This window comes from Fibrobacter sp. UBA3629 (assembly GCF_002374005.1).
Classification (GTDB): Bacteria; Fibrobacterota; Fibrobacteria; order Fibrobacterales; family Fibrobacteraceae; genus Fibrobacter.
The window spans coordinates 197214-220486 of record NZ_DFLC01000006.1; the positions used below are offsets into that span (position 1 = coordinate 197214).

General features: G+C 56.7%; 22 protein-coding genes. 7 read left to right on the forward strand and 15 right to left on the reverse strand.

The window, feature by feature from the left end; all coding sequences use genetic code 11:
- The 3 genes from B2310_RS02015 to B2310_RS02025 form a co-directional block, all read right to left on the reverse strand.
- A partial coding sequence (locus tag B2310_RS02015; RefSeq protein ID WP_290728322.1) for a lyase family protein occupies nt 1–989 on the reverse strand: 989 nt, incomplete at its 3' end.
- 45 nt (nt 990–1034) lie between these two features.
- Nucleotides 1035–1496 carry a GNAT family N-acetyltransferase gene (locus B2310_RS02020; protein ID WP_290728324.1) on the reverse strand — a complete coding sequence of 154 codons (462 nt, stop codon included), beginning with the start codon at nt 1494–1496 and terminating at the stop codon, nt 1035–1037.
- Between the two features lie 32 nt (nt 1497–1528).
- Nucleotides 1529–3010, reverse strand: a complete 1482-nt coding sequence (locus tag B2310_RS02025) for a glycosyl hydrolase 53 family protein (protein ID WP_290728326.1) — start codon at nt 3008–3010, stop codon at nt 1529–1531.
- 78 nt (nt 3011–3088) lie between these two features.
- Between B2310_RS02025 and B2310_RS02030 the strand changes: the two genes are divergently transcribed.
- The 4 genes from B2310_RS02030 to gatA are packed head-to-tail and all read left to right on the forward strand — an operon-like array spanning nt 3089 to nt 6891.
- Nucleotides 3089–4426 carry a class I SAM-dependent methyltransferase gene (locus tag B2310_RS02030; RefSeq protein ID WP_290728328.1) on the forward strand — a complete coding sequence of 446 codons (1338 nt, stop codon included), beginning with the start codon at nt 3089–3091 and terminating at the stop codon, nt 4424–4426.
- A 4-nt stretch (nt 4427–4430) separates the two neighbouring features.
- A complete protein-coding gene (gene ung / locus B2310_RS02035; RefSeq protein WP_290728330.1) occupies nt 4431–5108 on the forward strand; it encodes a uracil-DNA glycosylase in 678 nt (225 codons plus the stop codon).
- Between the two features lie 35 nt (nt 5109–5143).
- Entirely contained in the window at nt 5144–5473 is a 330-nt protein-coding gene (locus B2310_RS02040) for a DUF4321 domain-containing protein (RefSeq protein ID WP_173380772.1), read from the forward strand.
- A complete protein-coding gene (gene gatA, locus B2310_RS02045; RefSeq protein ID WP_290728332.1) occupies nt 5473–6891 on the forward strand; it encodes an Asp-tRNA(Asn)/Glu-tRNA(Gln) amidotransferase subunit GatA in 1419 nt (472 codons plus the stop codon). Before B2310_RS02040 ends, gatA begins: the two co-directional genes overlap by 1 nt.
- Nucleotides 6892–7052: 161 nt before the next feature.
- Here the strand turns inward: gatA and B2310_RS02050 are convergent, their stop codons facing one another.
- From B2310_RS02050 to rapA, 4 genes are read right to left on the reverse strand one after another with little or no spacing between them, the layout of a single operon-like run.
- Nucleotides 7053–7478 (reverse strand): hypothetical protein, encoded by a 426-nt coding sequence (locus B2310_RS02050; protein ID WP_173366370.1) that lies wholly within the window; start codon nt 7476–7478, stop codon nt 7053–7055.
- Nucleotides 7478–8686, reverse strand: a complete 1209-nt coding sequence (locus B2310_RS02055; protein WP_290728335.1) for a hypothetical protein — start codon at nt 8684–8686, stop codon at nt 7478–7480. Before B2310_RS02055 ends, B2310_RS02050 begins: the two co-directional genes overlap by 1 nt.
- 51 nt (nt 8687–8737) lie before the next feature.
- A complete protein-coding gene (gene proB / locus B2310_RS02060) occupies nt 8738–9877 on the reverse strand; it encodes a glutamate 5-kinase (protein ID WP_290728337.1) in 1140 nt (379 codons plus the stop codon).
- An 18-nt stretch (nt 9878–9895) separates the two neighbouring features.
- On the reverse strand, nt 9896–12856 hold the full coding sequence (gene rapA, locus B2310_RS02065; protein WP_290728339.1) for an RNA polymerase-associated protein RapA: 2961 nt from the start codon (nt 12854–12856) through the stop codon (nt 9896–9898).
- 61 nt (nt 12857–12917) lie between these two features.
- On the opposite strand from rapA, the gene B2310_RS02070 reads away from it, so the two are divergent.
- Both B2310_RS02070 and murA read left to right on the forward strand, forming a co-directional pair.
- Complete coding sequence (locus tag B2310_RS02070; protein WP_290728341.1) at nt 12918–13733, forward strand: RDD family protein; 816 nt, start codon at nt 12918–12920, stop codon at nt 13731–13733.
- Between the two features lie 2 nt (nt 13734–13735).
- Entirely contained in the window at nt 13736–15019 is a 1284-nt protein-coding gene (gene murA, locus B2310_RS02075; RefSeq protein WP_173380766.1) for a UDP-N-acetylglucosamine 1-carboxyvinyltransferase, read from the forward strand.
- A 116-nt stretch (nt 15020–15135) separates the two neighbouring features.
- On the opposite strand, the gene B2310_RS02080 is transcribed toward murA, so the two are convergent.
- The 8 genes from B2310_RS02080 to purN all read right to left on the reverse strand — a co-directional run bounded on the left by B2310_RS02080 (nt 15136) and on the right by purN (nt 21378).
- Nucleotides 15136–16098 (reverse strand): tetratricopeptide repeat protein, encoded by a 963-nt coding sequence (locus B2310_RS02080; protein ID WP_173380765.1) that lies wholly within the window; start codon nt 16096–16098, stop codon nt 15136–15138.
- A gap of 41 nt (nt 16099–16139) precedes the next feature.
- Nucleotides 16140–16736 (reverse strand): OmpA family protein, encoded by a 597-nt coding sequence (locus tag B2310_RS02085; RefSeq protein ID WP_173380764.1) that lies wholly within the window; start codon nt 16734–16736, stop codon nt 16140–16142.
- On the reverse strand, nt 16733–18022 hold the full coding sequence (locus tag B2310_RS02090; RefSeq protein WP_290728345.1) for a translocation protein TolB: 1290 nt from the start codon (nt 18020–18022) through the stop codon (nt 16733–16735). The genes B2310_RS02085 and B2310_RS02090 overlap by 4 nt, the downstream gene beginning before the upstream one ends.
- A 4-nt stretch (nt 18023–18026) precedes the next feature.
- A complete protein-coding gene (locus B2310_RS02095) occupies nt 18027–18761 on the reverse strand; it encodes an energy transducer TonB (RefSeq protein ID WP_072812499.1) in 735 nt (244 codons plus the stop codon).
- The gene (locus B2310_RS02100) at nt 18758–19165 is read right to left on the reverse strand and encodes an ExbD/TolR family protein (RefSeq protein ID WP_173380763.1); all 408 of its coding nucleotides are present in this window, start codon (nt 19163–19165) and stop codon (nt 18758–18760) included. Before B2310_RS02100 ends, B2310_RS02095 begins: the two co-directional genes overlap by 4 nt.
- Before the next feature lie 9 nt (nt 19166–19174).
- Complete coding sequence (locus B2310_RS02105; RefSeq protein ID WP_144063796.1) at nt 19175–19867, reverse strand: MotA/TolQ/ExbB proton channel family protein; 693 nt, start codon at nt 19865–19867, stop codon at nt 19175–19177.
- A 108-nt stretch (nt 19868–19975) separates the two neighbouring features.
- On the reverse strand, nt 19976–20767 hold the full coding sequence (locus B2310_RS02110; protein WP_290728347.1) for a ribonuclease HII: 792 nt from the start codon (nt 20765–20767) through the stop codon (nt 19976–19978).
- Between the two features lie 17 nt (nt 20768–20784).
- On the reverse strand, nt 20785–21378 hold the full coding sequence (gene purN / locus B2310_RS02115; RefSeq protein ID WP_290726669.1) for a phosphoribosylglycinamide formyltransferase: 594 nt from the start codon (nt 21376–21378) through the stop codon (nt 20785–20787).
- Between the two features lie 40 nt (nt 21379–21418).
- On the opposite strand from purN, the gene guaA reads away from it, so the two are divergent.
- Nucleotides 21419–23254 carry a glutamine-hydrolyzing GMP synthase gene (gene guaA, locus B2310_RS02120; RefSeq protein WP_290728349.1) on the forward strand — a complete coding sequence of 612 codons (1836 nt, stop codon included), beginning with the start codon at nt 21419–21421 and terminating at the stop codon, nt 23252–23254.
- Nucleotides 23255–23273: the final 19 nt, after the last annotated feature.

Below are 23273 nucleotides of genomic sequence, written 5' to 3' on the forward strand. Positions count from 1 at the left end.
CGCTTGTTCGCACTGTCATCAAGCGTACGTTCGAACCACTGCGTCGCCTGCGTAAAGGCGGTGCTGTTCACCAGGGCCATCACGAAACGAGCGAGAGAGCAAATACGTTCGCTACGCATCGGGTTACGCTTGTAAGCCATGGCGCTGGAGCCAATCTGAGTCTTTTCGAAGGGTTCTTCGACTTCCTTCACGCCCTGCATGAGGCGCATGTCGGTCGCGAACTTGTGCAAACTCTGAGCGATGGAGCTGAGTACCTGGTTCACGCGGTTGTCCCACTTACGGGTGTAAGTCTGGCCGGTGATGGTGAGCACGCGCTTGAAGCCTGCCTTGGCGGTCACGCGGCGGTCCAGTTCCATAATCTTTTCTTCGTCGCCGTTGAACAGGTCCATGAAGCTAGCCTGCGTACCGGTGGTGCCCTTCACGCCGCGGAACGGGAGCACTTCGATGAGGAAGTTCAATTCTTCGAGGTCGATGAGCATGTCCTGAAGCCAGAGGCAAGCACGCTTACCGACGGTGGTGAGCTGGGCGGCCTGGAAGTGCGTTGCACCGAGCTGGGCCATGTCCTTGTATTCCATCGCAAACTTGGAAAGCTTGTCCATCACGCGGCAAAGACGCTTGCGCACGAGAATCATGGCCTGCTGCATCTGGATAAGGTCAGTGTTGTCGCCCACGAATGCAGACGTTGCACCGAGGTGGATGATGCCCTTCGCCTTCGGGCACTGGACGCCGTAAGCGTAAACGTGGCTCATCACGTCGTGACGGCGGCGCTTTTCTTCTTCTTCGGCGACTTCGAAGTTGATGTCCTTCTCGTGGGCCTTCAGTTCGTCCACCTGCTCCTGCGTAATCGGGAGGCCGAGTTCCATTTCGGATTCGGCGAGGTAAATCCACAGCCTCCGCCAAGTCTGGAACTTGTACTGCGGGCTGAAGATGAAACTCATTTCCTTGCTGGCGTAACGCTTGATAAGCGGGCTTTCGAACTGATCGCGCATGATTTATCCTTTTTTGAATTTTTGCGAGGATAAATTTAGAAAAAACTACCTGGCCGGGAGGGACTTCCGCATGCGGATACAGTCAAATACGCCGCTCCGGACAACGCTATCGTCAACGCGCGCATAACCGAGTTTTTCGTAGAATTGCACCGCCTCGACGCGGCTCTCGATATCAATTACGGAATAACCGCACTCCGCAATCCACTTTTCCGCCTCGCAAACCGCCTTCATGCCCAGTTTACGCCCGCGGTATTCCGGCAGAACGACCACCCGCCCGAGCGTCACATGCCCGTGAGAAGTCTCAAAGAACCTGCACGTCGCCACCGGATACCCGGCATCGAGCAACACGATGTACTTTGTACCATCGCCATCGTGCACGTCAAATTCTTCCCGCAGCGAAATATGGTGCTGCCGGTTCATGCCCTGGATGCGGACAGAATACGCCCCTGCACGTTGCCATTCCTCTTCCGCCCGCAGGACTGCGATGTTGTCAAATGTGGGGTGCATGATAACTTTTCTGAAAAAAGCCCTTCGTTCCCCTACCGCATCGGGTATTCCTCGAAGGCATTGCTGTTCGCCTGCATGTCGTTTCCCTTCCAGTCGAAGAGCGCCGTTCCCCAGGCGCCGCTGAGCGTCGGTTCCCAGAAGAAAGCACCTATCCAGCGGTCCATTCCCTTCACCATCTCGTTCGTGCGCTTGCGCGAGCCGTCGAAATTGTAGTGGTTATCCTGGTCACCGCCGTTATATTCCGCGACGATGAATTCCAGATTCGGATAGCTCGAGGTGACAGTCTGGAAGAGCGATTTCCAGTTATCGGGAGCGCCGTCGCCGTAAGCCGTGTAGGCGGAAAATCCCATCACATCGGCAGGGACCTTCTGGTTCTTGAAGATTTCCGTCATCCACCAGGTGACCGTATTCGCCTGGCGTATGCGTTCAATATGCAGCACGGTCTTGGTATTCGGCGAAACTTCCTTGACCGCCCTGATGCCCGCCTTGAAATACTTAGCCGCGTTCGCCTTGCCGCTCGATGTCCCCATATCGCCGTTGATTGCGGTAGAGGCCTTGTCTACATTGTTGCCCCAGCAATCCGTCTTGCTGTTCGGCACGTGGACGAGAATGCCCGGCGTTGTCTCGTTGCCAATCTGCACCATCTCGGGAACCGCATTCACCTGCTTGAGCGCGTTCATCAAATCGAGGGTGTAGGCGTAAACGGAATCGGCGAGAGCGTCGGAGCTGTTCACCTTGCGCCAGCGTTCAGGGATAATCTGTTTGCCGGGATCGGCCCAGTTGTCGCTGTAGTGGATGTCGAGCAAGAAAGCCATGCCCGCGGCCTTGATCTTTTGCGCATAGGCGACGATATGGTCCTTGTCGCCGTAAGCCTCGGCATCGTGACCGCATTCCGAAGCGGCATAGCCGTACTTTGCCTTGGGACTCACGAATGTCTTGAGGCGGATAGCGTTGAAACCATGGTCCTTGAGAAGCGTGAAGATATCCTTCTCGGTGCCATCCACGTCGTAGAACCTGGTCCTGTTGCGTTCGTATTCCTGCACGGTCGAAATGTCGGCGCCCATGTAGAAGTCAAAATTGAGAAGCTGCTGGGTCGCGGAAGATTTAGGAGATTCGGACGAGGACGAGGGCGGAGGATTATGCGCTGAAGAGGTTTGCGGCTCGGACCCTGCAGACGAACGGGGCGGTTCAACCGCAGACGAAGAGCGCGGAGGCCTGTCTCCGGAAGATTCGGGAGACACAAAGTCGGAAGAGGATTGAGCATCGAATACACCCGACGACGGCAACAGCGCAAAATCGGAAGAAGATATCGAGGCAATCGCATCCGACGAGCTGCTGAAATCGGGAAGCGTAAAACCCGCGGAGGACTCCCCCACTATTTCGTAGTCGTAACCGGCACCGCTGTCGGAATCACCGCCGCATGCAACGAAAAGAACCCCAGCCGCAGCCATCGCCGCGACACACCCAAAACGGCACAAGTGCCGTACTCTAAAACAACCCTGTTTGTATCCCATGCCTTAAATTTAAACTAAAAGTTTGGCAAGCGGTGCGCCGGAACCCATAAAATCGTGCAAATAATTTAAATTTACAATATGCAACCGTGGAATTTGCTCGCATCCGACACTGTACAGGGCTTTATCGAAGAGGCCCTTACGCGCAAGTTGGATGCGTTGCAGGTTTCGACCGCACTGAACAAGCAGGGATACAGCAACGAGGAGCGCGCTGCTATCATGGACTACATGGCGCTCGTGCCCAAGTTCCGCGAAAAGTTCGCAAATAACGAGACCGCCCGCGGGATGTTCCTCTTGTGCGACAAGCTCGCGCTGGAACAGAGCACCGCACAAGATATCGGGCGCTGGAAGGCAAAACTCTGGCCATGCGGGAACGACGCGACCAGCGACGCAACCGAAAATGCAACTGGCACAGGCGCGGAAGTTCACGACCTGTGCTGCGGCATGGGCGGAGACAGTTTTTACCTGCCTGCGGGCCTAAAAGTGACGGGAGTCGACCTGGACGAAAACCGTCTCGCGATGTATAGCCACAACATGCAGGCGTTCGGGAAAAACGCCGAAACGATTTGCGCCGACGTGCGCTCCGTTGAAGGCGCGGACTACTTCACCATCGACCCGGCAAGACGCGCCATTGAAGGCGAGAACCAGCGCGACCTGAAGAACCTCACGCCCACGCTCGAAGAAGTCGTCGAAATCAGCAAGCATTACAAGGGCGGCATGGCGAAACTCCCGCCCGGCTACCCGCCCGCCGAAATCCCGGACGGAACCGAAATCCTCTACCTGGGCGGGCACGGCGACTGCCGCGAATGCCTCGTGCTCTTTGGGGAACTCGCAAAACACCCGGACACCGTCCGCGCAATCATTGTCGGGAAGGCGGGCGAAACGCTTGCAGAATGGACCCGCAGGCGCGACCGCTCGCTCGAGACCCTCGACGACGACCTGCAGGAAAAACTCGACCGGAACGACAGCCTCGAAGGTAAGGACCGTACCTACCGCACGGCGACGAGCCGGAGCGACCTGCCCCTCGGGGAGATAGGCAAGTACATCGCAGAACCCGCGCCGGTACTTATCCGGAGCCACCTCTTCAACGCGGCAGCCCTCGCCCACGACCCGAATGCTCACCTGATTTCGGAAGGCATCGCGTATGTTTCGAGCGACAAGCCGCTCCCTGCACCGGGATTTTCCTGCTACGAAGTGCTCGCCCATACCGAAATCGCGACGGGTGCTGTCCGCAGCATGCTCAAGGAGCTCGACATCGGGAAGATTACGCTCAAGTTGCGCGGCGTGAAGCTCGACCCCGACGCCGAAACCAAGCGACTCAAGCCCAAAGGCAAGAATTCCGCAATCCTGTTCTACACCCGCTTCTGCGGCGAGAAAACCGCAATTTTAACAAGGAGATGCCCGCCTTCGCGGGCATGACAACATGACCGTCAAACTTGAACAATCCTGGCTGAACCTGCTCGCCGACCAGTTCGAGCAGCCATATTTCAAACAAATTAAAGACAAACTCCTGCAGGAGAAGGCGGAGCATCACGTTGTCTACCCGCCCGGCTCCAAGATTTTCGCGGCACTCGACTACTGCCCCGTAGACAAGGTCAAGGCTGTCATCATCGGGCAAGACCCCTACCACAATCCGGGCCAGGCGCACGGGCTGTGCTTCTCGGTGCCCATGGGTATCGAGCCTCCCCCGTCGCTCGTGAACATCTTCCAGGAACTTCACGACGACCTCGGCATTAACCCTCCCCCGCACGGGAACCTCGAAAGTTGGGCACACCAGGGAATTCTCCTCCTGAACGCATCGCTCACGGTGCGCGCCCACATGGCGGCAAGCCACGCCGGAATCGGCTGGCAGCAGTTCACCGACACCGTCATCCAGCGCCTCTCCGAAGTGCGCGAGAACCTCGTATTCTTGCTCTGGGGCAGTTTCGCCATCAAAAAACAGGCGCTCGTGGCCCCGAACCGCGGTCACCTGATTCTCACCGCGCCACACCCGAGCCCGCTTTCGGCCTACCGCGGGTTCTTCGGCTGCAAGCATTTTAGCAAGGCAAATGCATACCTCGTCAGCAAGGGTCTAGAACCCATCGACTGGAGCATTAAGTAACAACAAACGAACGGCTTTTTTATATATTTGCCCATATGACTAACAGAAACACCTTCGGACGACTCATCCTCTTTATCGTGCTCGGCCTCATCATCGGCGGAGTGCTCGGTGAATGCCTCGGGCTCCTCTTCGGGGAACTCGGCGAACTCATGAACGCGGGCGGTTACGACAACATCGTGCGCAACTTCTTCGTGGCCTCGTTCGACCTGAACCTCGGATTCCTCGGGGACAAGGCAAATCCGGTCGTCCTGGATCTGTACATGGTCAAGTTCGCGCTTGGCTTTGGTCTAAAGATTAACGTAGTCAGCATCGTTGGTATGATCGTGGCCATTTACATCATGAAATGGTCCGGAGGAAACCGGTAATGGAAACCATCAAGAATTTAAGCGCCAAGCTCGCCAGCGGCGAGACTTCGGCAGTCGCTCTCGCGCAGGACTCCCTCGCAAAAATTGAAGCCACCAAGAATTTGAACGCCTATATCAGCGTGCTGAACGAGCGCGCCCTCGCGAAGGCCGCGGAATCGGACAAGCGCCGTGCCGAAGGCAAGAGTCTCGGCGCGCTGGACGGCATCCCCGTTGCCGTGAAGGACAATATGTGCCTCGAAGGTACGCGCACCACGGCCGCATCCAAGATTCTCGACAACTTCGTCGCCCCCTACACTGCGACAGCCATCGAAAAGCTCGAAGCGGCAGGTGCGGTTATCGTCGGCAAGACGAACATGGACGAGTTCGCCATGGGTTCGAGCAGCGAGACCTCGTACTACGGGCCGGTGAAGAACCCGCTCGACGAATCCCGCGTGCCGGGCGGTTCCAGTGGCGGTTCGGCCGTAGCCGTTGCCAGTGGCACGGTCGCCTGTGCGCTCGGTTCCGACACCGGTGGTTCTATCCGTCAGCCCGCCGCCTGCACAGGCGTTGTGGGCCTCAAGCCCACCTACGGCCGCGTGTCCCGCTATGGCCTCCTGGCATACGCAAGCTCTCTGGACCAGATTGGCCCCTTCGGCACTACCGTCGCCGACTGCGCCACGCTCCTTAACGCCATCTGCGGCATCGACCCGCACGACAACACCACGAGCACCCGCGAACCCGAGGACTTCGGCGCGAAGCTCGATGCCGGCGTGAAGGGCAAGGTCATCGGCGTCCCGAAGGAATACTTCGCCGAAGGTCTCGACGCCGACTGCAAGGCCGCTATCGAGAACATGCTGGGGAAGATGGAAGCCGAAGGCGCCACGCTCAAGGAAGTGAGCCTCCCGCACATCGGTTTCGCAGTCTCTAGCTACTACATTATCGCAACTGCAGAAGCGAGCAGCAACCTCAGCCGCTACGACGGCGTGCGCTACGGATACCGCAGCAAGGAAGCCCGCAAGTTGTTCGACCTGTACGCCAAGTCCCGCAGCGAAGGCTTCGGCAAGGAAGTCCAGCGCCGCATCCTTCTCGGAAGCTACGTGCTCAGCGCAGGTTTCTACGACGCCTACTACGTGCAGGCCCAGAAGGTGCGCCGCCTCATCACGGACGACTTCAACAAGGCGTTCGAAAGCGTGGACGTAATCGCAAGCCCCACGATGCCGGGCCTCCCGCTCAAGTGCGGCATGAACGAGTCCGACCCGATGGCCGTTTACCTCTCCGATATCTACACCGTGAGCCTGAACCTCTCGGGCCTCCCCGGCGTGAGCGTTCCGTGCGGCATGGCTGGAGGACTCCCCGTGGGCCTGCAGTGGATTGGCAAGCCGTTCCAGGAAACGGACCTGCTCAGCGTCGCCGCCGCAACCGAAAAGCTTGCAAAGTGAGTGTCGCACCGTCAAGTTTACTTGACGGTATGACCGAACGCAACAGCGGACGCCAAAGGCGGCAAACGCTGAACAAATAAAATCCTCTGCGGTAAACGCAAGTAATACGAGAAAGCCGACCCAACGGGTCGGCTTCTTTTAAGTTCATTGCAAACTCAGCACTAGTGCATCAAAATGTGCACGCCACCGTCTTCGTTATCCGTAAGGATCATGTAGTTGCTGCCGCCATCGAACTCGAACTCGAGCGGAGTATGGGAGACAATCTCGTACATCGCAGAACAATCCCTTTCCTTGGTTTCGATATTTATCGCGCAGATTTCATGAATGGATTTAAACAGGAGCCTTATCTTGAAAGTTCCCACCCAATCCTGCTCGTAGACGCGGCTACGTTCGCCGGGCTTGAGCGTCTCGCGAATCCAGGGAATCGTCGTATATCCATCCTCCGACACGATATCGAGCCCGACAAAGACACGCTCCGTCTTGTTCTCCACCTGGAGACGCGTCGAGGAATCGGTAAACCAGTGGCTGAGGCAACCCGTAAGGGTAAGCGCACAAAGAAGCAAAGCGATTATAGAAAAGCGTTTCATTACCTACCTCCCTGCGTCAGGGTTGCGCCAGCATCGACCTTCTCATAGCGGACGCCCGTGGCTGTCAGCGGAGCCTGCGTCTGCGACGACGTGGGCAGCGTTATGCCGGAGTTCTGGGGCGCCGCCTGCTTGTTTTTCTGCTTCACGGTATTCGTCTCGATGGGCGCCGTCGTACGGCCGCCGCGGCCAAAGAGGAATTCACCCACGGACTGCAGGTTGAACTGCAGCTCCGCAATCCAAGTTCCCTTCGCATGGAAGAGCCTGTCGTAGTCGGTAGCAGAATTGTAGCCAATGCGGAGCACGGGCAGTTCGATAGCCCAGCCGAACATCAGGTCGTCCCATCCATCATCGTATACGCGGCGGCGGAGGCATGTGAACTCGATGCCGACAAGGCGCGAGGGGTCAGGATAATACTTGAGGGCCGCGGAATGGAAGCCGTCATCCGGGAAGTCGTAGGAGACTTCCGCATAGAGCCTCTGGTCGAAAAGATTCTGTTCCCAATGCACACGGAGGAAGTCCTCGTCGAAGCCGCGGATAACGCGCTTGTAGATGGTGGCATCGATATTCGGGAGGTAGGTCTTGAAGCCGGAAGAGGCGCCGCCATAGACCGCGCGGTCTTCGAGGTTCATCGAGAGTCGGAGCGATTTCACGTTCGCACGATGCAGACTCGCCTGTGCGCTGAACTTCCAGTAGCGGAGTTCCGCCCACGTGTAGAGCAGCGAATCGTTTTCGGCCGGGAAAAAGTCACCGGCAAATTCCAGATTCTGGTGTTGCATACCTGCAGCAACCGTCCAGTCGTGTTTAGCATCCGTAAACGAGATGCCCCATGTCGTCACCGAGCTCACGTGACCGAAATCGCTGTAGCGCGGGAAAAAGAAGAAGTCCTCGCCGTCCCAGCCATAGCGGTCGAACCAAAGGAGAAGTCCCAGGAAATAGCCCTTCGAAATTTCGGTACTGGAAAAACCAGCAAAATGGTGGCGGAAGGCAAAGCCCTGGTGTTCGCCGAATTCGCTCTTCAAGGGAATCTGCGACGGGAGCGGCGTATAATACATGCCAACATCAATGAAAGAGCCTTGGCCAAAGAGCAAGATATCGCTCATTTCGCGCAGGTGGTCGTCACGCACCCAGGTTCCCGCACCGGCAAGCGACTCAACCGAAATCGCATCGGCGAACGAAGCCGTCGCCGCAAACGAAAGCGCAATCGCCATACGTCTTAGTTTACACACAAATCGCATTATCCGCATTCCTCCTGTCACCTGCTAGAACACGACCAAATCGTTCTTGTGGATGAGCTCGTCGGGCACGTCCTTACCTAGAATCTCGTGAACCTGAGCCGTCTTCTTGTGCAGCACGAGCTTGAGCGTCTCGCTGTCAAAACCGGCCACGCCACGCGCAACCGCATCGCCCGACGGACTCAACACCTCGATGAGGTCGCCCTTGTCGAAATGCTTTTTGACGGCACACACGCCCACGGGGAGCAGGCTGGAATGCTTTTCGCGGAGCGCCTTCACGCCGCCCTCGTCCACCACCACGGCCCCGCGCGGAGTCGTAATGAAACTGAGCCAGCGCTGGCGGCTGTTGAGCTTTTTCTTGGAACCCGCAAACAGAGTGCCCTGCGCATTTTCGAAAATCACCTGGTGCGGCAACACCTTCATGCCGTTCGCAAGGAAGGCGTTTGCACCGCTACGCGTCACGTTTCGAATCGCTTCAAGCTTGCTACGCATACCGCCGGTACTCACGGCAGAGCCCGCCTCGCCAGGCTTTCCGGCAAGGGCCAGCACAGCAGGCGTAATTTCGGGCACAAAGCGGAGCAGTCGAGCGTTCGGATTCTTCTTCGGGTTGTCGTCAAAAAGGCCGTCCTCGTCCGTGAATATCAAAAGCAAATCGGCATCGAGGAACAGCGCCACGTCGCTCGAAAGCTTGTCGTTGTCGCCCACCTTGATTTCGGCGACCGCAAGCGAATCGTTCTCGTTGATAATCGGGACAATCTTGCGGGCTAGCATCGCCTTGATGGTGTTCTGCAAATTCTTGTAGCGGGTGCGGTCGCGGAAGTCATCGGCAGACAAAAGAATCTGCCCCACCGAGAGATCCACCCAGCGGAACATTTCGCGGTAGGCGTACATGAGGTCGATCTGGCCCACGGCGGCGCAGGCCTGCTTTTCGGCAAGCACGGTCGGCTTTTCCTTGTAGCCCAGCTGGCTCATGCCGGTTCCCACGGCACCGCTTGTGACAATCACGACTTCCTTGCCCGCTTCCATGAGACGCGCGACAGAATCGGCAAGTTTCTGGATGTAGCGGGTGCGCACGCCGCCCTTTTCGGAATCCACCAAAATACGGGACCCGATTTTCACGACGATACGGCGGGCCTCATCAAGGATATTCTTACGTAGTTCACTCATTTTCGTAATCCGTATTCTTTACCTGCAAACCACCAGGCGAATAGCATCCAAGCGGAGCTGCGGGTTTGCAACGATTTTCTTCCTGTCGAAAACATTCTTGCGCAACTGCTGGAGTTCAGCATTGTTCCCCGCCTTGCCACGCATGGTAAGCAGGTGGTTCACGCGCTGGTATTCCTGTTCCGAACGCGCCTCGACAGCTGCAGCAGCCTTCTCCGCGTATTCCTTGGCAAGTCCGTTCACGCACTGCTTTGCGACGGCGAGACCGCCATGTGCAAAATAGCGGATAGTCGCATCCACGGCCTTGTTTCCCTGCGGGACATTCACATCACGGACTTCCGCATTCTGCAGTTCCGCCAAGTGGGCCGACTGGTCCACGCCGGCAGCATCAACAAGCACGCACGCATAACGCGGACCGACAATATCCGAAACGCCCCATTCTTCGGGCACAGGAAGTTCTATTGCAAAGTTGTATTGCATCATGAGTCCATGCAATCCGGAACCAGGCCAGATACAGCACGCGACATTGCCATGGTTGACCCCCGTTTCGAAGTCGATCATGCCCTGGGCGAGCGGATGTTCGAGGCTCATGAAGTCCACCTCGTCGTGAACCATGGCCACCTTGCGGTCGAACGTCACCGTCAAGGAGATGCTATCGGAGCCCTGTTCTTCCTCTTCGCTCTGGGCCGCCACCATGCCACGACTCGGCATCCCGGCGATAGAACCTTCCTCTATCTGCGAACCCATCGTGATGATTTCACACCCGGCAACGGCACTCTTGTCGATTTCCAGCCCCCTGGAACGGAGCGAATCAAGCAACAGTTCACGCAGCTCGGGTTCCGCATCGATACGTTCGATTTCGTCGGTAATTTCTTTCGCCTTCTCGGGATTGCGGCTGTTGAATTCAAGCAGGCGATCACGGCCCTTCTCGATATTCTTGCGCATCTGTTCGCAGTCCTTGCGGACCTGAGGGATTACGTTTTCAACAAAGTTTTCAAGCGAGTGGCGCGGGTCCGCCAAGGCTTCGATGAGGCTATCGGTATACTTGAGGAACAGTTCTCCGCCACTCATCAGCGGGGCACCGAAAGCGTTCAGGCCGTCGTTATACCAGCGGAACATCACCTCCTGGCCGGAGCCCTTCACGTAGGGCACATGCATCACAATGTCCTTCGTCTGGCCGATGCGGTCGAGACGGCCGATGCGCTGCTCCACGAGAGCGGCATCCAACGGAAGGTCGAAAAGCACCAGGTGGTGCGCGAACTGGAAGTTGCGGCCTTCCGAGCCGATTTCAGACGCGATGAGAAGATTCGCCCCGTTCTCCTTGCTGAAGTTCGCGGCAGCCTTGTCGCGCGCCATGATGGTCATATCCTCGTGGAACATGGAGAATGCGCCCTCGCCGAGGTAGTCCGTCAGGATAGATTCCAGCGCCAGCACGACCTCGATCGATTCACAAATCAGTAGGACCTTGTCGTTTGCATGTTCCTTGAGAAATTCCTTGAGCCATACGATACGTTCATCCAAGTCCCAGGCGTCCGAATATCGCGTGCAAAGGAGGCCGTTCTCCTGAATGTCCGTCGAGGCGTCCAGGTCCTTCTCGGCCGCAATTTCAACCATTTCACGATATTTCGGGTTCGGCTCCAGACAAACGGCATCCAGCTTGCGCTTGGGGAATCCGCCCACGCCCTTTCGCGTATTGCGGAACACCACGGAACCCGTACCCATGCCGTCCACGATGCGGCGAATCCATTCGCCCGCAGTCATCGACTTCGAATTTTCCTGTTCAAGCCAGGGACGAATCTTGGAATTTTTGGGAACCGATTCGTACAGGTCTTCCCAGCTCATCTGGTGGTTGGGGTCGGTCGGCAGCTTGGAAAGGTCATTCACCAGCTTGCGGTAGGCCTCCTGGTCCTTGATGAACTCGCCATAGTCCGAGAAGCGGGCCGGGTCGAGCATCTTGAGGCGGTTGAACTGCGATTCGGGATGCAGCTGCAAAGGCGTTCCCGTCAAGAGGAGAACGCCCTTCGAGCGGGCGAGCACAGCGTTCGCGAGCATGTATTCGTGACTGGTAAAGCCATCTTCACAAACAAGATGATGGGCCTCGTCGATAATGGTCATGTCCCACTGCGTCTTGAGCAGGTCCTCGATCAACGCAGGCTGGCTCATCAAGAAATCGATAGAGACGATGATATTGTTGCTCTGCATGAAGGGATTGGGTTTCGCCTCATCCTTTGCCACAGAAAGGAACAACCCGCGGATAAAGCCTTCGTCGACCAGGGTAAACAGCTGGTTGAATCGGCGTTTCATCTCGATCATCCACTGATGCTTGAGAGTCTCGGGCACAATGATGAGGGAACGCTGGACGCGGCCACGGGCGTTGAGCGCATGCCAAATCATGCCCGCCTCAATCGTCTTCCCAAGGCCAACCTCGTCGCTGAGCATTAGGCGCGGAAGCATCGAGCTTGCGCAGGCACGATAGCAAAGGTAGTACTGGTGAGGAATCATGCTCACGCGGGGACCGATCATGCCACGCACCGGAGAGGACTTCCAGTGGCACAGAAGTTCCATGGCACGGCGCCTGCGTTCAAAAGCCTTCGAGGAAACATTCCCCGAAGACACCTCGTCCACCTTGTCCCGGCCAATCTTCATGAGGCTCCGGAACAAGTCGGATGGTCTTGCCATCTGCTTCGCCGTGAGGTCCGATTCCTTCATTTCGCGACCACCGCGACCTACATAGATGACCACGCCGTCGACCTCGCGGACGCTTTCGACGACAAAGGAGACTCCCTTTTCGTTCTTGGCGGTTTCGCCCGGCTGCAATATAAAACGGTCAACCGGAGAAGAATCGACACGGTATATACGAATTTGACCAACTAGGGGGAAAGAAAACTGAACGGTGCGGCCCTGCACCTCGGATACAATTCCAAGACCCAGATCCGGCTCTGACTGGCTAACGAAACGTTGCCCCGGCTTAAACATACTCATAGGGGATAATTTAGTAATTTTCATAGAAAACGGCCTTCGAATTTTCTAACTTTGACATTGTATGAAATGGTATTTTATTGACGAGAGCATCACCGATGGAGAACGTAGGCAGGGTCCTTATTCTATCGATGAAATCCGCGAATTTGTAAACCAGGGAAAAATAACGGAAACAACGCTCGTATGGCATAGCGGCGAAGAAGATTGGAAACCCTGGAGTGCCTACAAGGAGGAATTTTCCGCCCCCGACGATGCGGACCTCGCCCGCGAAGAACTTTTGGAGAATACTATAAAGGCCCTCGAAGAGGTCATGAAAAAAGAGCAATTCGCCAGGTACCGCTACGCAGGGTTCTTCACGAGAGCCGCCGCCTATATTGTAGACAACCTCATTCTCGGCTTTATCTGCGGAGGAATACTCTTCATTCTCTCTGCCACTGGAGTTGTCGACTTCCCCGCGCTCCAGGAAGCCCTCAACAGCCTCGCAAATTCCGCATCGACTACGGAAGCCGTGTCCAAGCTGCCAAGCATACGTGGAGTTTCCCTGTTCATGGGCATCTTGAACGTCATACAGGCGCTCTACTTTATCATTTTTCACGCCATCTATTCTGCGACCCCGGGCAAGATGCTTGTCCACATCCACGTGGAGACCCGCGAAGGAGCTAAAATCGGATGGGGCGGAGCCACCGCGCGCTACCTTTGCAGTATACTCACTCAAATGACCCTGTTTTTTTATGGACTCGGATACCTAATCGTTTGCATCGACCCAAGGCGCAGGGCGCTTCACGACTGGATTGCAAGGACATCGGTTGTCTTTAACGAAGAAGCCAGGATTTCCAAAGCACCCCGTAGCGAATCCAACGACGAGTCCAAGGAGAATTAAAAATGTACCGTTTTGAAGTTCACCAGGCAAAAAAGCCCCTCGAAGGCGAAGTCCCCGTTTCGGGCGCGAAGAACGCCGTACTTGCCGTGATGGCTGCAGCGCTCCTTGCCGATGGTGTTTCCGAAATCACGAACGTGCCGCACCTCAAGGACATGAAGACCATGAGCGACGTGCTGCGCGTCATCGGATGCCGCATCAGCGGCGAAGCCCACAACCTCAAAATCGACACGCGCGGAGCCGACCATCTCGAAGCCCCCTACGAACTTGTGAAGACGATGCGCGCAAGTTTCTACGTCCTTGGCCCGCTCGTTGCCAGGTTCGGACGCTGCCGTGTTTCTCTCCCCGGCGGATGCGCATGGGGTCCGCGCCCGGTCGACCTCCACCTCAAGGGACTCGAAGCGCTCGGAGCAAAGATTACGCTCACGCGCGGCTACGTCGAGGCGACCTGCGAAGGCAGGCTTCCCGGCGGCACCTTCTACTTCCCCATTTCGAGCGTGGGAGCCACGGTCAACGTGCTGATGGCAGCGACACTCGCCAAGGGGACGAGCGTTCTACAGAACGCGGCGCTCGAACCCGAAATCGACAACCTCGTCGACTACCTTATCGGCATGGGCGCCAAGATTCAGGGCCGCGGAACGCGCACCCTCACCGTGCAGGGCGTCGAAAGCCTCCGCCCGGGCAAAGGTTTCACGATTCCCGACCGCATCGAGGCGGGCACATACCTCTGTGCAGCCGCCATCACGCGAGGCCGCGTAAAGGTCACGAAGATTATCCCCGACCACATCGCCTCTACGCTCGACGCCTTCCGTGACATGGGCTGCAAGGTGAGTGTCGGTGCGGACTGGGCCGAAGTCGACGCCCGCAATGTAGAACTCAAGCCCATCACCATCCAGACGCTCCCCTTCCCGGGATACCCCACTGACATGCAGGCCCCCCTCATGGCGACCCTCGTCTCGATACCGGGCAACAGCGTCATCCAGGATACCGTCTATAACGACCGCTTCAAGCACGTGGCCGAACTGCAGCGTCTCGGCGCCGACATCCAGGTCAACGGCAACACGGCGACCATCAAGGGTGGCACTAAGCTCGAAGGCACCGAAATCATGGGTAGCGACCTGAGAGCAACGGCAGCGCTCGTACTCGCCGCGTTCATCGCCGAAGGCGAGAGCACCGTGAGCCGCGTGTACCACCTCGACCGCGGTTATGAGGATTTCGAGAACAAGATGGCAAAGATCGGCGGCGTCGTGATTCGCCACAGCGACGACGAAGACGACGATGCTTTTTGAGAAATAAACTTCGGCGATGAAACAAGTTTCTTCGTAGGCATCTTAGTACGGCAAGGGAGGGCTCCGCCCTCCCTAAAACCCTCTCGTCACTCGAAACAAGTTTCTTCGTGGGCGCCTTACGGCGCGGACGCGGGCGCGGGCACTGCAGCTGGCTGTGATTCAGCAGGCGCGGCCGTGGAAGGTTTCGGCACATCGCGCACTACGGGTTCACAAGCTTCGACCGGGGCTCCCGAGGCCTTTTTTTCTTCACGCTCCAAAATAGACTGCAGCATTTCGGCGGCTTGTTCGAACTCGGCGGACTTTTCACAAAGTTTGTTCGCCAAGATCTTCTGCAAGTACTGCTTCTGCGATTCAATGTTGCATTCGTCGCCATAGATTCCCGCTAGCTTGAACAGAGCAGTGCAGGTTTTGCCCCCGTCAGGGAAACTCTGCGTCAAGGCATCGAGAACCTTCTTCGCCTTTTCAATCTGGTTCACTTCGACCAGGCAAAGCGCCATCCAGTAGAGCGAGTTTTCACCGAGCTCGCCAGATTTCATTTGTTCATAGACCTGCTTGAATCCCGTATAGGCAAGCTTGTATTCGCCACGATGGTAATCGGAACGGGCCGTATTGAACATGGCTTCGGCTTCCACGAGGCGTTCGGCCTCGCGTTCGACGCTATCCATAGAAATCGGGGCCTGCGGGGCGCCACTGACCACGACCTTCTTCGCGAGAATCTTGTCGGACTTTCCAAGCAGCATGTCGAGCCGGTAAATGATTTCTTCCTGGCGCGAATCGTTGCGTTCGGATTCATCACTCACACGGCGCGAAAGGATGGAGAGTTCCGCCATCATGCGCTTCTGCAGCAAGGCAGACGCTTCCTGCTGGGCAAGAAGTTCAGCCTTGAGCGAATCCACGCGCTTGCGGAGGTTCTTGTTGTCGGCCCTGAGCTTATGCATGGCGGAATCGAGGTTGCTGAGAACCGCAACCTGCACGTCCGTACCGACATTACGCATTTCTTCGGTGCGGAGCACCGTCATCTGCGAGCAGCCCGTAAGCGAGAGCGCCGCCAAGGCAATTCCTACTATGATTTTTTTCATATTCTACGAGTGTTGCTAGAAACTATGACTCTATATTGTTATTACGGCTGGATGTTCACGCGGAAGTTCGCACGGCGGTTCTGGGAATAGGCTTCTTCCGTTTCGCCCTGAGCCTTCGGAGCTTCCTTACCGTAGCTCACGGATTCCATGCGCTTGCCATCGATACCGTAGGTATTGAGGAATTCCTTTACCTTCATGGCGCGCTTTGCACCCAAAGTAAAGTTGTAGTCTTCGGTACCGCGAGCATCGGTATGGCCCTCGATGGTAATCGTGAAACGGGTTTCCTTCAGCAGGAGCTCACCCACCTGAGCCAAGAGTTCCCTGGCCTTTTCGGTAAGCTCGGAGCGGTCAAAGTCGAAATAGACATCCTCGCTCATGATCTGGTTGATAAGAGCTTCGAGGCGGGCGCGTTCGGCTTCAAGGCGTTCGGCTTCGAGCCGTGCCTGCTCTGCAGCGAGGGAATCCGCATTCAACGCGGGTTCCGCAGGAGCGGCGGGTTGCTCTGCAGCGGGAGCTGCCGCAGCAGCCGGGGCGGGTGCGGGAGCCGGAGCAGTCTCGGGAGGCGGGTTCTTCGAACACGCCACGAGGGCAAGACTCGCCACACAAGAAATCATCGCGAGTTTAAATGCGAATTTCATTGATTACCTTCCTTTTTTTGTTGTTTAATATCTTCGTTGAACCAGGACCACGTAGGCGCAGTGTTCTCGCCGCCCTGGGTAATGCGGGTCACGTTCGCGCCGTCGAACCGCATAATGTAAATCTGGTAAGTCCCGCTACGGTTGCTCGAAAAAGCAATCAGCTTGCCATCGGGCGACCAGGTCGGGTGTTCGTTGTTGCCCGCGTTGTTCGTGAGCTGCACGATGTCGCTCCCGTCAAGAGCGCAGGTATAAATGTTCATCTTGCCGTTGTCCATCGAGGTGTACACGATGCGGTCCCCATTCGGCGACCAACTGGCGCGCTCGTTGTAGCGACCCATGAACGTCACGCGGCGCAGGTCAGATCCGTCCTTCTCCATCACGAAAATCTGCGGGCTTCCCCCGCGGTCACTCGTGAACAGCACTTCGCTTGCGGTCGGGCTCCACGCGGGACTCGTCTGGTTGCTCTTCAGGTACGCAAACTTCCTCGCCTTGCCCGTTTCCATATTGCCAAGATAGAGATCCGTTTTTCCATCCACGGTCGAAGAAAAAAGGAGCTCCCCCGTCCTGGGATTCACGGCGGGACTGTAGGTCTGGTCAAACTGGGCGAATAGCGGATATTCCGCACCGCCGAACTTTTTCGCATACAGGCGCGGCCTACGCGTCTTGAAGTTTACGTACACAAGGCCTGCATTTCCACGCATCCACACGGGCATCATGCTGATAGTCGAGTCACGCGTCACCTGGCTGCGGTGGAAGCCGTCGTAATCAGAAATTACCACCTGCTTTACGCCGTCGATCTTGGAAACAAAGGCTAGCCTGGTCGTCGCAACGCCGCGTTCACCCGTAATGCAAAGAGTCGCCTTGTCGAAAAAATCGTGGACTGCGCGACGCAGATTTTTTTGCTTTACCGTGTAACTTTCGCCGAGGCGGAGCGTCTTCGACTTCGACACGTAGAGAAAGCATTCCACCTTGAGCAGGCCATCCGCCAGGGGAGAAACTTTCCCCGTCATGTAGTAATCCGCATGGCTACGGCTGAAAAGCGCAAGGTTGAACTTTTCAGAAGCGACAACGTCAAATCGACCGGAGAGATTCGCATCACGTGTAAGAATCTGGTGCGGACGCTCCTCAATCCATTCGATTCCAGGTTTTTCCTCGAAAGGCACAATGCCTATGGGAGTCGTCTTGAACACTGAAATTCCCACGTCGACGGCAATCGTATCGATAGACGCGAATACGCACGGCGCGGAGAATACCAAAAAAGCAAGCAGGACAAACAATCTTTTCATAGCGTCAGTTCGGAGTAAAGTTAAAATGCAGCACGAGGCTCGGGGCGCGGTAGTTCGGCGGCAGTTCGGGCACCTTCGAAATCTGCACCGCGCGCACGGAAAGGTGGTCCCACGCCTTGTTGCCCGACGACTTCTTGAGAATCACTGCGGTAATACCGCCGAAGCGGTCCACCTGGAACTGCACGGTTGTCTTCGCATCGCGGCCCACCTTCAAGTCCTTGGGCGGCTTAAAGTTGCTCATGATAATCTTCTTAAGCTGTTCGAGATAGACCTGCATCAGCGGATCCATGTCCACGGAACCCACCGGATTCAGACTCGGGGCCTCCACTGCAACGGGCAGGTCGAGATCGTCGACCGGGAAATCCTCCTGCGGTTCCGGTTCGGGCTCCGGTTCTGGTTCCGGCGGAACCTCTTCGTGCACCTCCTCGGGCTTCTGCTCCGGCTCGGGCTTAATCTCTGGCGGGAGTTCCTTGTTCACCTTGGGCTTCGGAGGCTCCTTGGGCTTCGGTGGCTCGGGAGGCCTCGGCTGTACCGGCTTCGGGGGCGGAGGTGGCTGGGCCACCTGCACCATCTCGAACACGGGAATTTTCTCGGGTTCCGGCTTCAGATTCACGTAATGCAGCCCGATGAAGAACGCCACGACGGCAAAATGGAAGACAACCGCCACGACGATTATCTTCACGAGCGTGGAATCCACGTCCGAGCTGAAGTACTTTATCCTTTCTTCTTCCTTGCTCATTTACCCGGTTTTTCTTTAGGATTCATCGTAAGGAACCCGAGTTTTGTCACGCCCAATTTTTGCACCTGCGTAACGACCTTCATCACGAGTCCGTAATGGACGTTCTCGTCGGAATTGATGACGACCGCCATCTCTCCGTTCCAGAGGGACTTGAACACGTTGTTGAAACTGCCAAAATCCACCTGCATGTCGGCGATGTAGATCTTCTCGTCCTTGGTGATGGACACCTTCAAAAGTTTTTCCTGCTCCATCGTCGGGGCTTCGGCCTTCGGGAGGTCGACCTTCACGCCCTGGCTCATGAGCGGAGCGGAGATGATGAACACGATAAGGATCGAGAACACGATGTCGATCATGTTCGTGAGGTTCATCTCCTGCTTGAGTTCTTTTCCGCGGCTACGCTTCACCTAGGCCTCCTAGCCGGCAACTTCTTCGAGGGCGAGCAGGTCGCCGCGCTTGAACAGGCTCAATACCTGGGAACCGAAGTTGAAGTACGAAATCTCGTTCTGGCCGTTGCAGCTCGTGAAGTAGTTGTAGCCCGCAGAGGCAGGGATAGCGACCACGAGACCGCCCACCGTGGTAATAAGCGCCATGGCGATACCCGGAGCGACGACGGAGAGGTCGGCAGAACCGTGCTGGCCAATCTGGAAGAACGCAATCATGATGCCCCACACCGTACCCAAAAGGCCGAAGAACGGGGCAAGGTTTGAACTTGTCGCAAGGAAGCTCAGGTAGCGGTCTTCGGTAAGGCGCAGGCCCTCGATAGAGCGCTGGATGGTGTCTTCCAAAAGCGATGCGCGGTGCTGAATGGAATCGTAACTCACAAAGTTACTGAACTTGGAGGCTTCCTTCAGCACCTCGGCCGTAAGGCGGCGGAGCGCACTGTCCTCGGCGGTCTCGCAAAGCCCCTGCAGCTGCACGAACTGCGTGACCGTGCTGAACTTGCGGAAGAACTCGGCATTCGCATGCTTGCTTCTGCGGTATGTAAAGAATTTTACGATGATGATGCCCCAGGAACCGAGCGACATAATGGCAAGGATGCAGAGAACCACGATAGTCGCGATATCGGACTGCAAAACCATTTGCACAAGAGGGATGGAATTGTTCAAAAGAACCTCCTCAGAAAAAATTCCGGGCGAAAACATACGCCCCGTGCACAATGTAGCAAAAAGATATTTTTTAGACCAACTTAAACGGGCAAAAAGCCCCCCAAATTGTCATTCCAGCCCTTTCGGGTGAAAACTCTTGCGGTGCGCGGGTGTAAACCCGAATTTACGGATGCCGTCGAGATGCGCCTTCGTGCCGTAGCCCGCATTTACCTCGAACGCATAACCCGGATACTCTTCCGCTAGTTTATCCATAAAGCGATCACGGAATACTTTCGCGAGGATAGACGCAGCGGAGATACTTGCAATGCGGCCGTCCCCTTTAACGATGGGCATCTGCATCTCGGCAGGGACACCCCGGATTTTCAGGTTGCCATCAACCGCAACGAAAACATAAGGAACCGGCGAGCCCGAGACTTCCGCAAACGAACTTTTCACTTCCAAAGGAATCTCGGGCAGAGGAGCATCGAGTCCCGGCATTCCGAGCGCCTGCAAAGCCCGCCGCATCGCAAGGAAATCGGCCTCCAGGATGTTCAGGCGGTCAATCTCTTCCACGCTCGCACTCGCGATTGCATAGCAGGCGCACGCGTCCTTCACGGCATCGAACATCGCCTCGCGCTTCTTGCGCGTAAGCTTTTTGGAATCGTTCAGTTCCGGCATGATATCGGGCGCTTTCAACACTGCCGCGCACGCCACCACGGGCCCTGCAAGCGGGCCCCGGCCCACCTCGTCGATGCCGACAACGACAACGTTTTTCCTTGCGCCGGTTTCTGCAAGCGAGAACAGGTCAAGCGTCTCTTCACCGCCAACAGATGCAGGGTCGGCGACAAACCTCCGCAATAGGTTCTCCCCTTCTATCGGAGTTTCGACATTTTCAAGGAATGCTGGCAGCCTGAATCTCATACCATTCCCTATAGACCCTAGTGAAGTCCAAGGCTGCCCGCATAGTCGCGGATGGTCTTCCAATATAGATTGTGTTCCTGTTCGAGCACGCGGCCCGCAAGCACCTCGGGAGAATCATTCTCGAAAACGGGAACCTTCACCTGCGAAAGGATGCGTCCCTGGTCAATTTCTTCGCTCACCAGGTGGACTGTCGGGCCGGATTCCTTTTCATGCGCGGCAATCACCGCCTCGTGCACGTGGATTCCCCAGTAGCCCTTCCCCCCGTACTTGGGCAGGAGGGAGGGATGGATATTCATGATGCGGTCGGGCATACGGGCTATCATGCAAGAAGGGAGCGCCTTCATGTAGCCCGCCAGAATCAGCAGGTCAACGTCATACTTGTTCAGAACATCCATCATCGCGGCCTCGTAATCCGCAACAACCGGGTGCGTCTTGCCCGAAATATGGTGAACCGGGATGCCATATTCCGAAGCGTGCCCCACAGCTCCGCAATTCCCGTTATTGGTAATCAAGAACTTGCACTGGCAATCGAGTTCGCCAGAGCCAATTTTGTCGATAATTGCCTTAAAATTGCTTCCACCACCGGAAGCCATCACTCCAATTTTAAACATGGGGCCAAAGATAGAAATTTTTTTTCTATTTTTGGGCCGTATGAAAAATGTCGATACTATTGCAGTTTTGGACTTTGGCGGGCAGTACGCCCACCTGATTGCTAACCGCGTGCGCCGCCTGGGCGTGTTTACCGAAATCCACTCCCCCGCCGCTCCCGTCAGCGAGCTCGAAGGCGTGAAGGGAATCATCTACAGCGGCGGTCCCAGCAGCGTGTACGCTGCCGACGCACCGGAATACAATCCCGAAATCTTGAACCTCCCGGTACCGAAGCTCGGCATCTGCTACGGTCACCAGCTCATCGCCCAGCAGCTGGGCGGTCACGTGGAACCGGGCAAGGTCAAGGAATACGGAATTGCCGACCTTATCGTGGTTGACGAAAACTGCCCGATTCTGAAGGGCCTCCCGAAGGCCAGCCCCATGTGGATGAGCCACGGCGACCAGGTCACGAAGCTCCCCGAAGGTTACAAGATTGTGGCCAGCACCAAGGACTGCGAAATCGCTGCCGTCGCCTTCGATAGCGACAAGCCCGAACGCCAGATTTTCGGCATCCAGTTCCACCCCGAAGTCACCCACAGCAAGTTCGGCATGAAGTTGCTCGAAAACTTCGTAGACTTCACGGGTGCAAAGAAGACCTGGAACATGAAGAGCTACCTGCCGCTCATCACGGAGCGCATCAAGGAACAGGTCAAGGACCGCAAGGTCTTCTTGCTCGTGAGTGGCGGCGTGGACTCCACCGTGGCATTCGTGCTCTTGAACCGCGTGCTGGGCCCCGAAAAAGTCCTCGGCCTGCATGTAGATAACGGCATGATGCGCCTCGGCGAATCCCAGAAGATTATGGAATTCTTGAAGGCCGAGGGAATGAACAACCTCAAGGTCCGCGACGCCAGCGAACACTTCCTCGCGAAGCTCAAGGGCGTGACTGCGCCGGAAACCAAGCGCGGCATCATCGGCAAGGAATTCCTGACGGTGAAGGACGAGGAAATGGCGAAGCTCAACCTCGATCCGAACCAGTGGATGATGGCTCAGGGCACCATCTACCCCGACACCATCGAAAGCGGCGGCACCAAGAACGCCGACAAGATCAAGACGCACCACAACCGCGTGCAAGAAGTCCTGGACCTTATGGAAAAGGGCCTCGTGCTGGAACCCCTCGCCGACCTGTACAAGGACGAAGTCCGCGCCCTCGGCGAAGAACTGGGCATCCCGCACAACCTTGTGTGGCGTCACCCGTTCCCGGGTCCGGGCCTCGGCGTTCGCCTGCTCTGCAGCGACGGCGTGCTCTCCGATGACATGGTGAAGTTCGAAGACGTGAAGGACACCGCCGGTCAGTCCCTCGCCGACTACCTGAAGGCGAACAAGATTGCAGGCCGCCTGCTCCCCATCAAGAGCGTGGGCGTGCAGGGTGACGGTCGCACCTACGCGCAGCCGTTCCTCATCACCACTCCGGGTCTTAGCTGGAAGGATTGCGAAAAGTTCTCTACCGAACTTGCCAACCGCTTCAAGGCCATCAACCGCGTGATTTACCAGATCGGTAGCGTGGCTGATGAAGATCCGAAGCTTGTGGAACAGTTCGCCACGCGCGAAAACTTCGATACGCTCCGCAAGTTCGACAACATCTGCACCGAATTCCTGCAGGCAAACGACCTGTACGAAAAGATCTGGCAGATGCCGGTCGTGCTCGTTCCGCTCCGCACGGCAAACAAGCCTTGCATCGTGATGCGCCCGGTGAACTCCACCGAAGCTATGACGGCAAACTTCGCCGAAATCGACCAGGGAATGCTGGCCGGACTCTGGCGCAAGTTCGAAGCCGAAGGTGCCGGCAGCCTGTGGTACGACGTGACCCACAAGCCGCCCGGAACCATTGAGTGGGAATAATTCCGTCAAACCTTGAAAC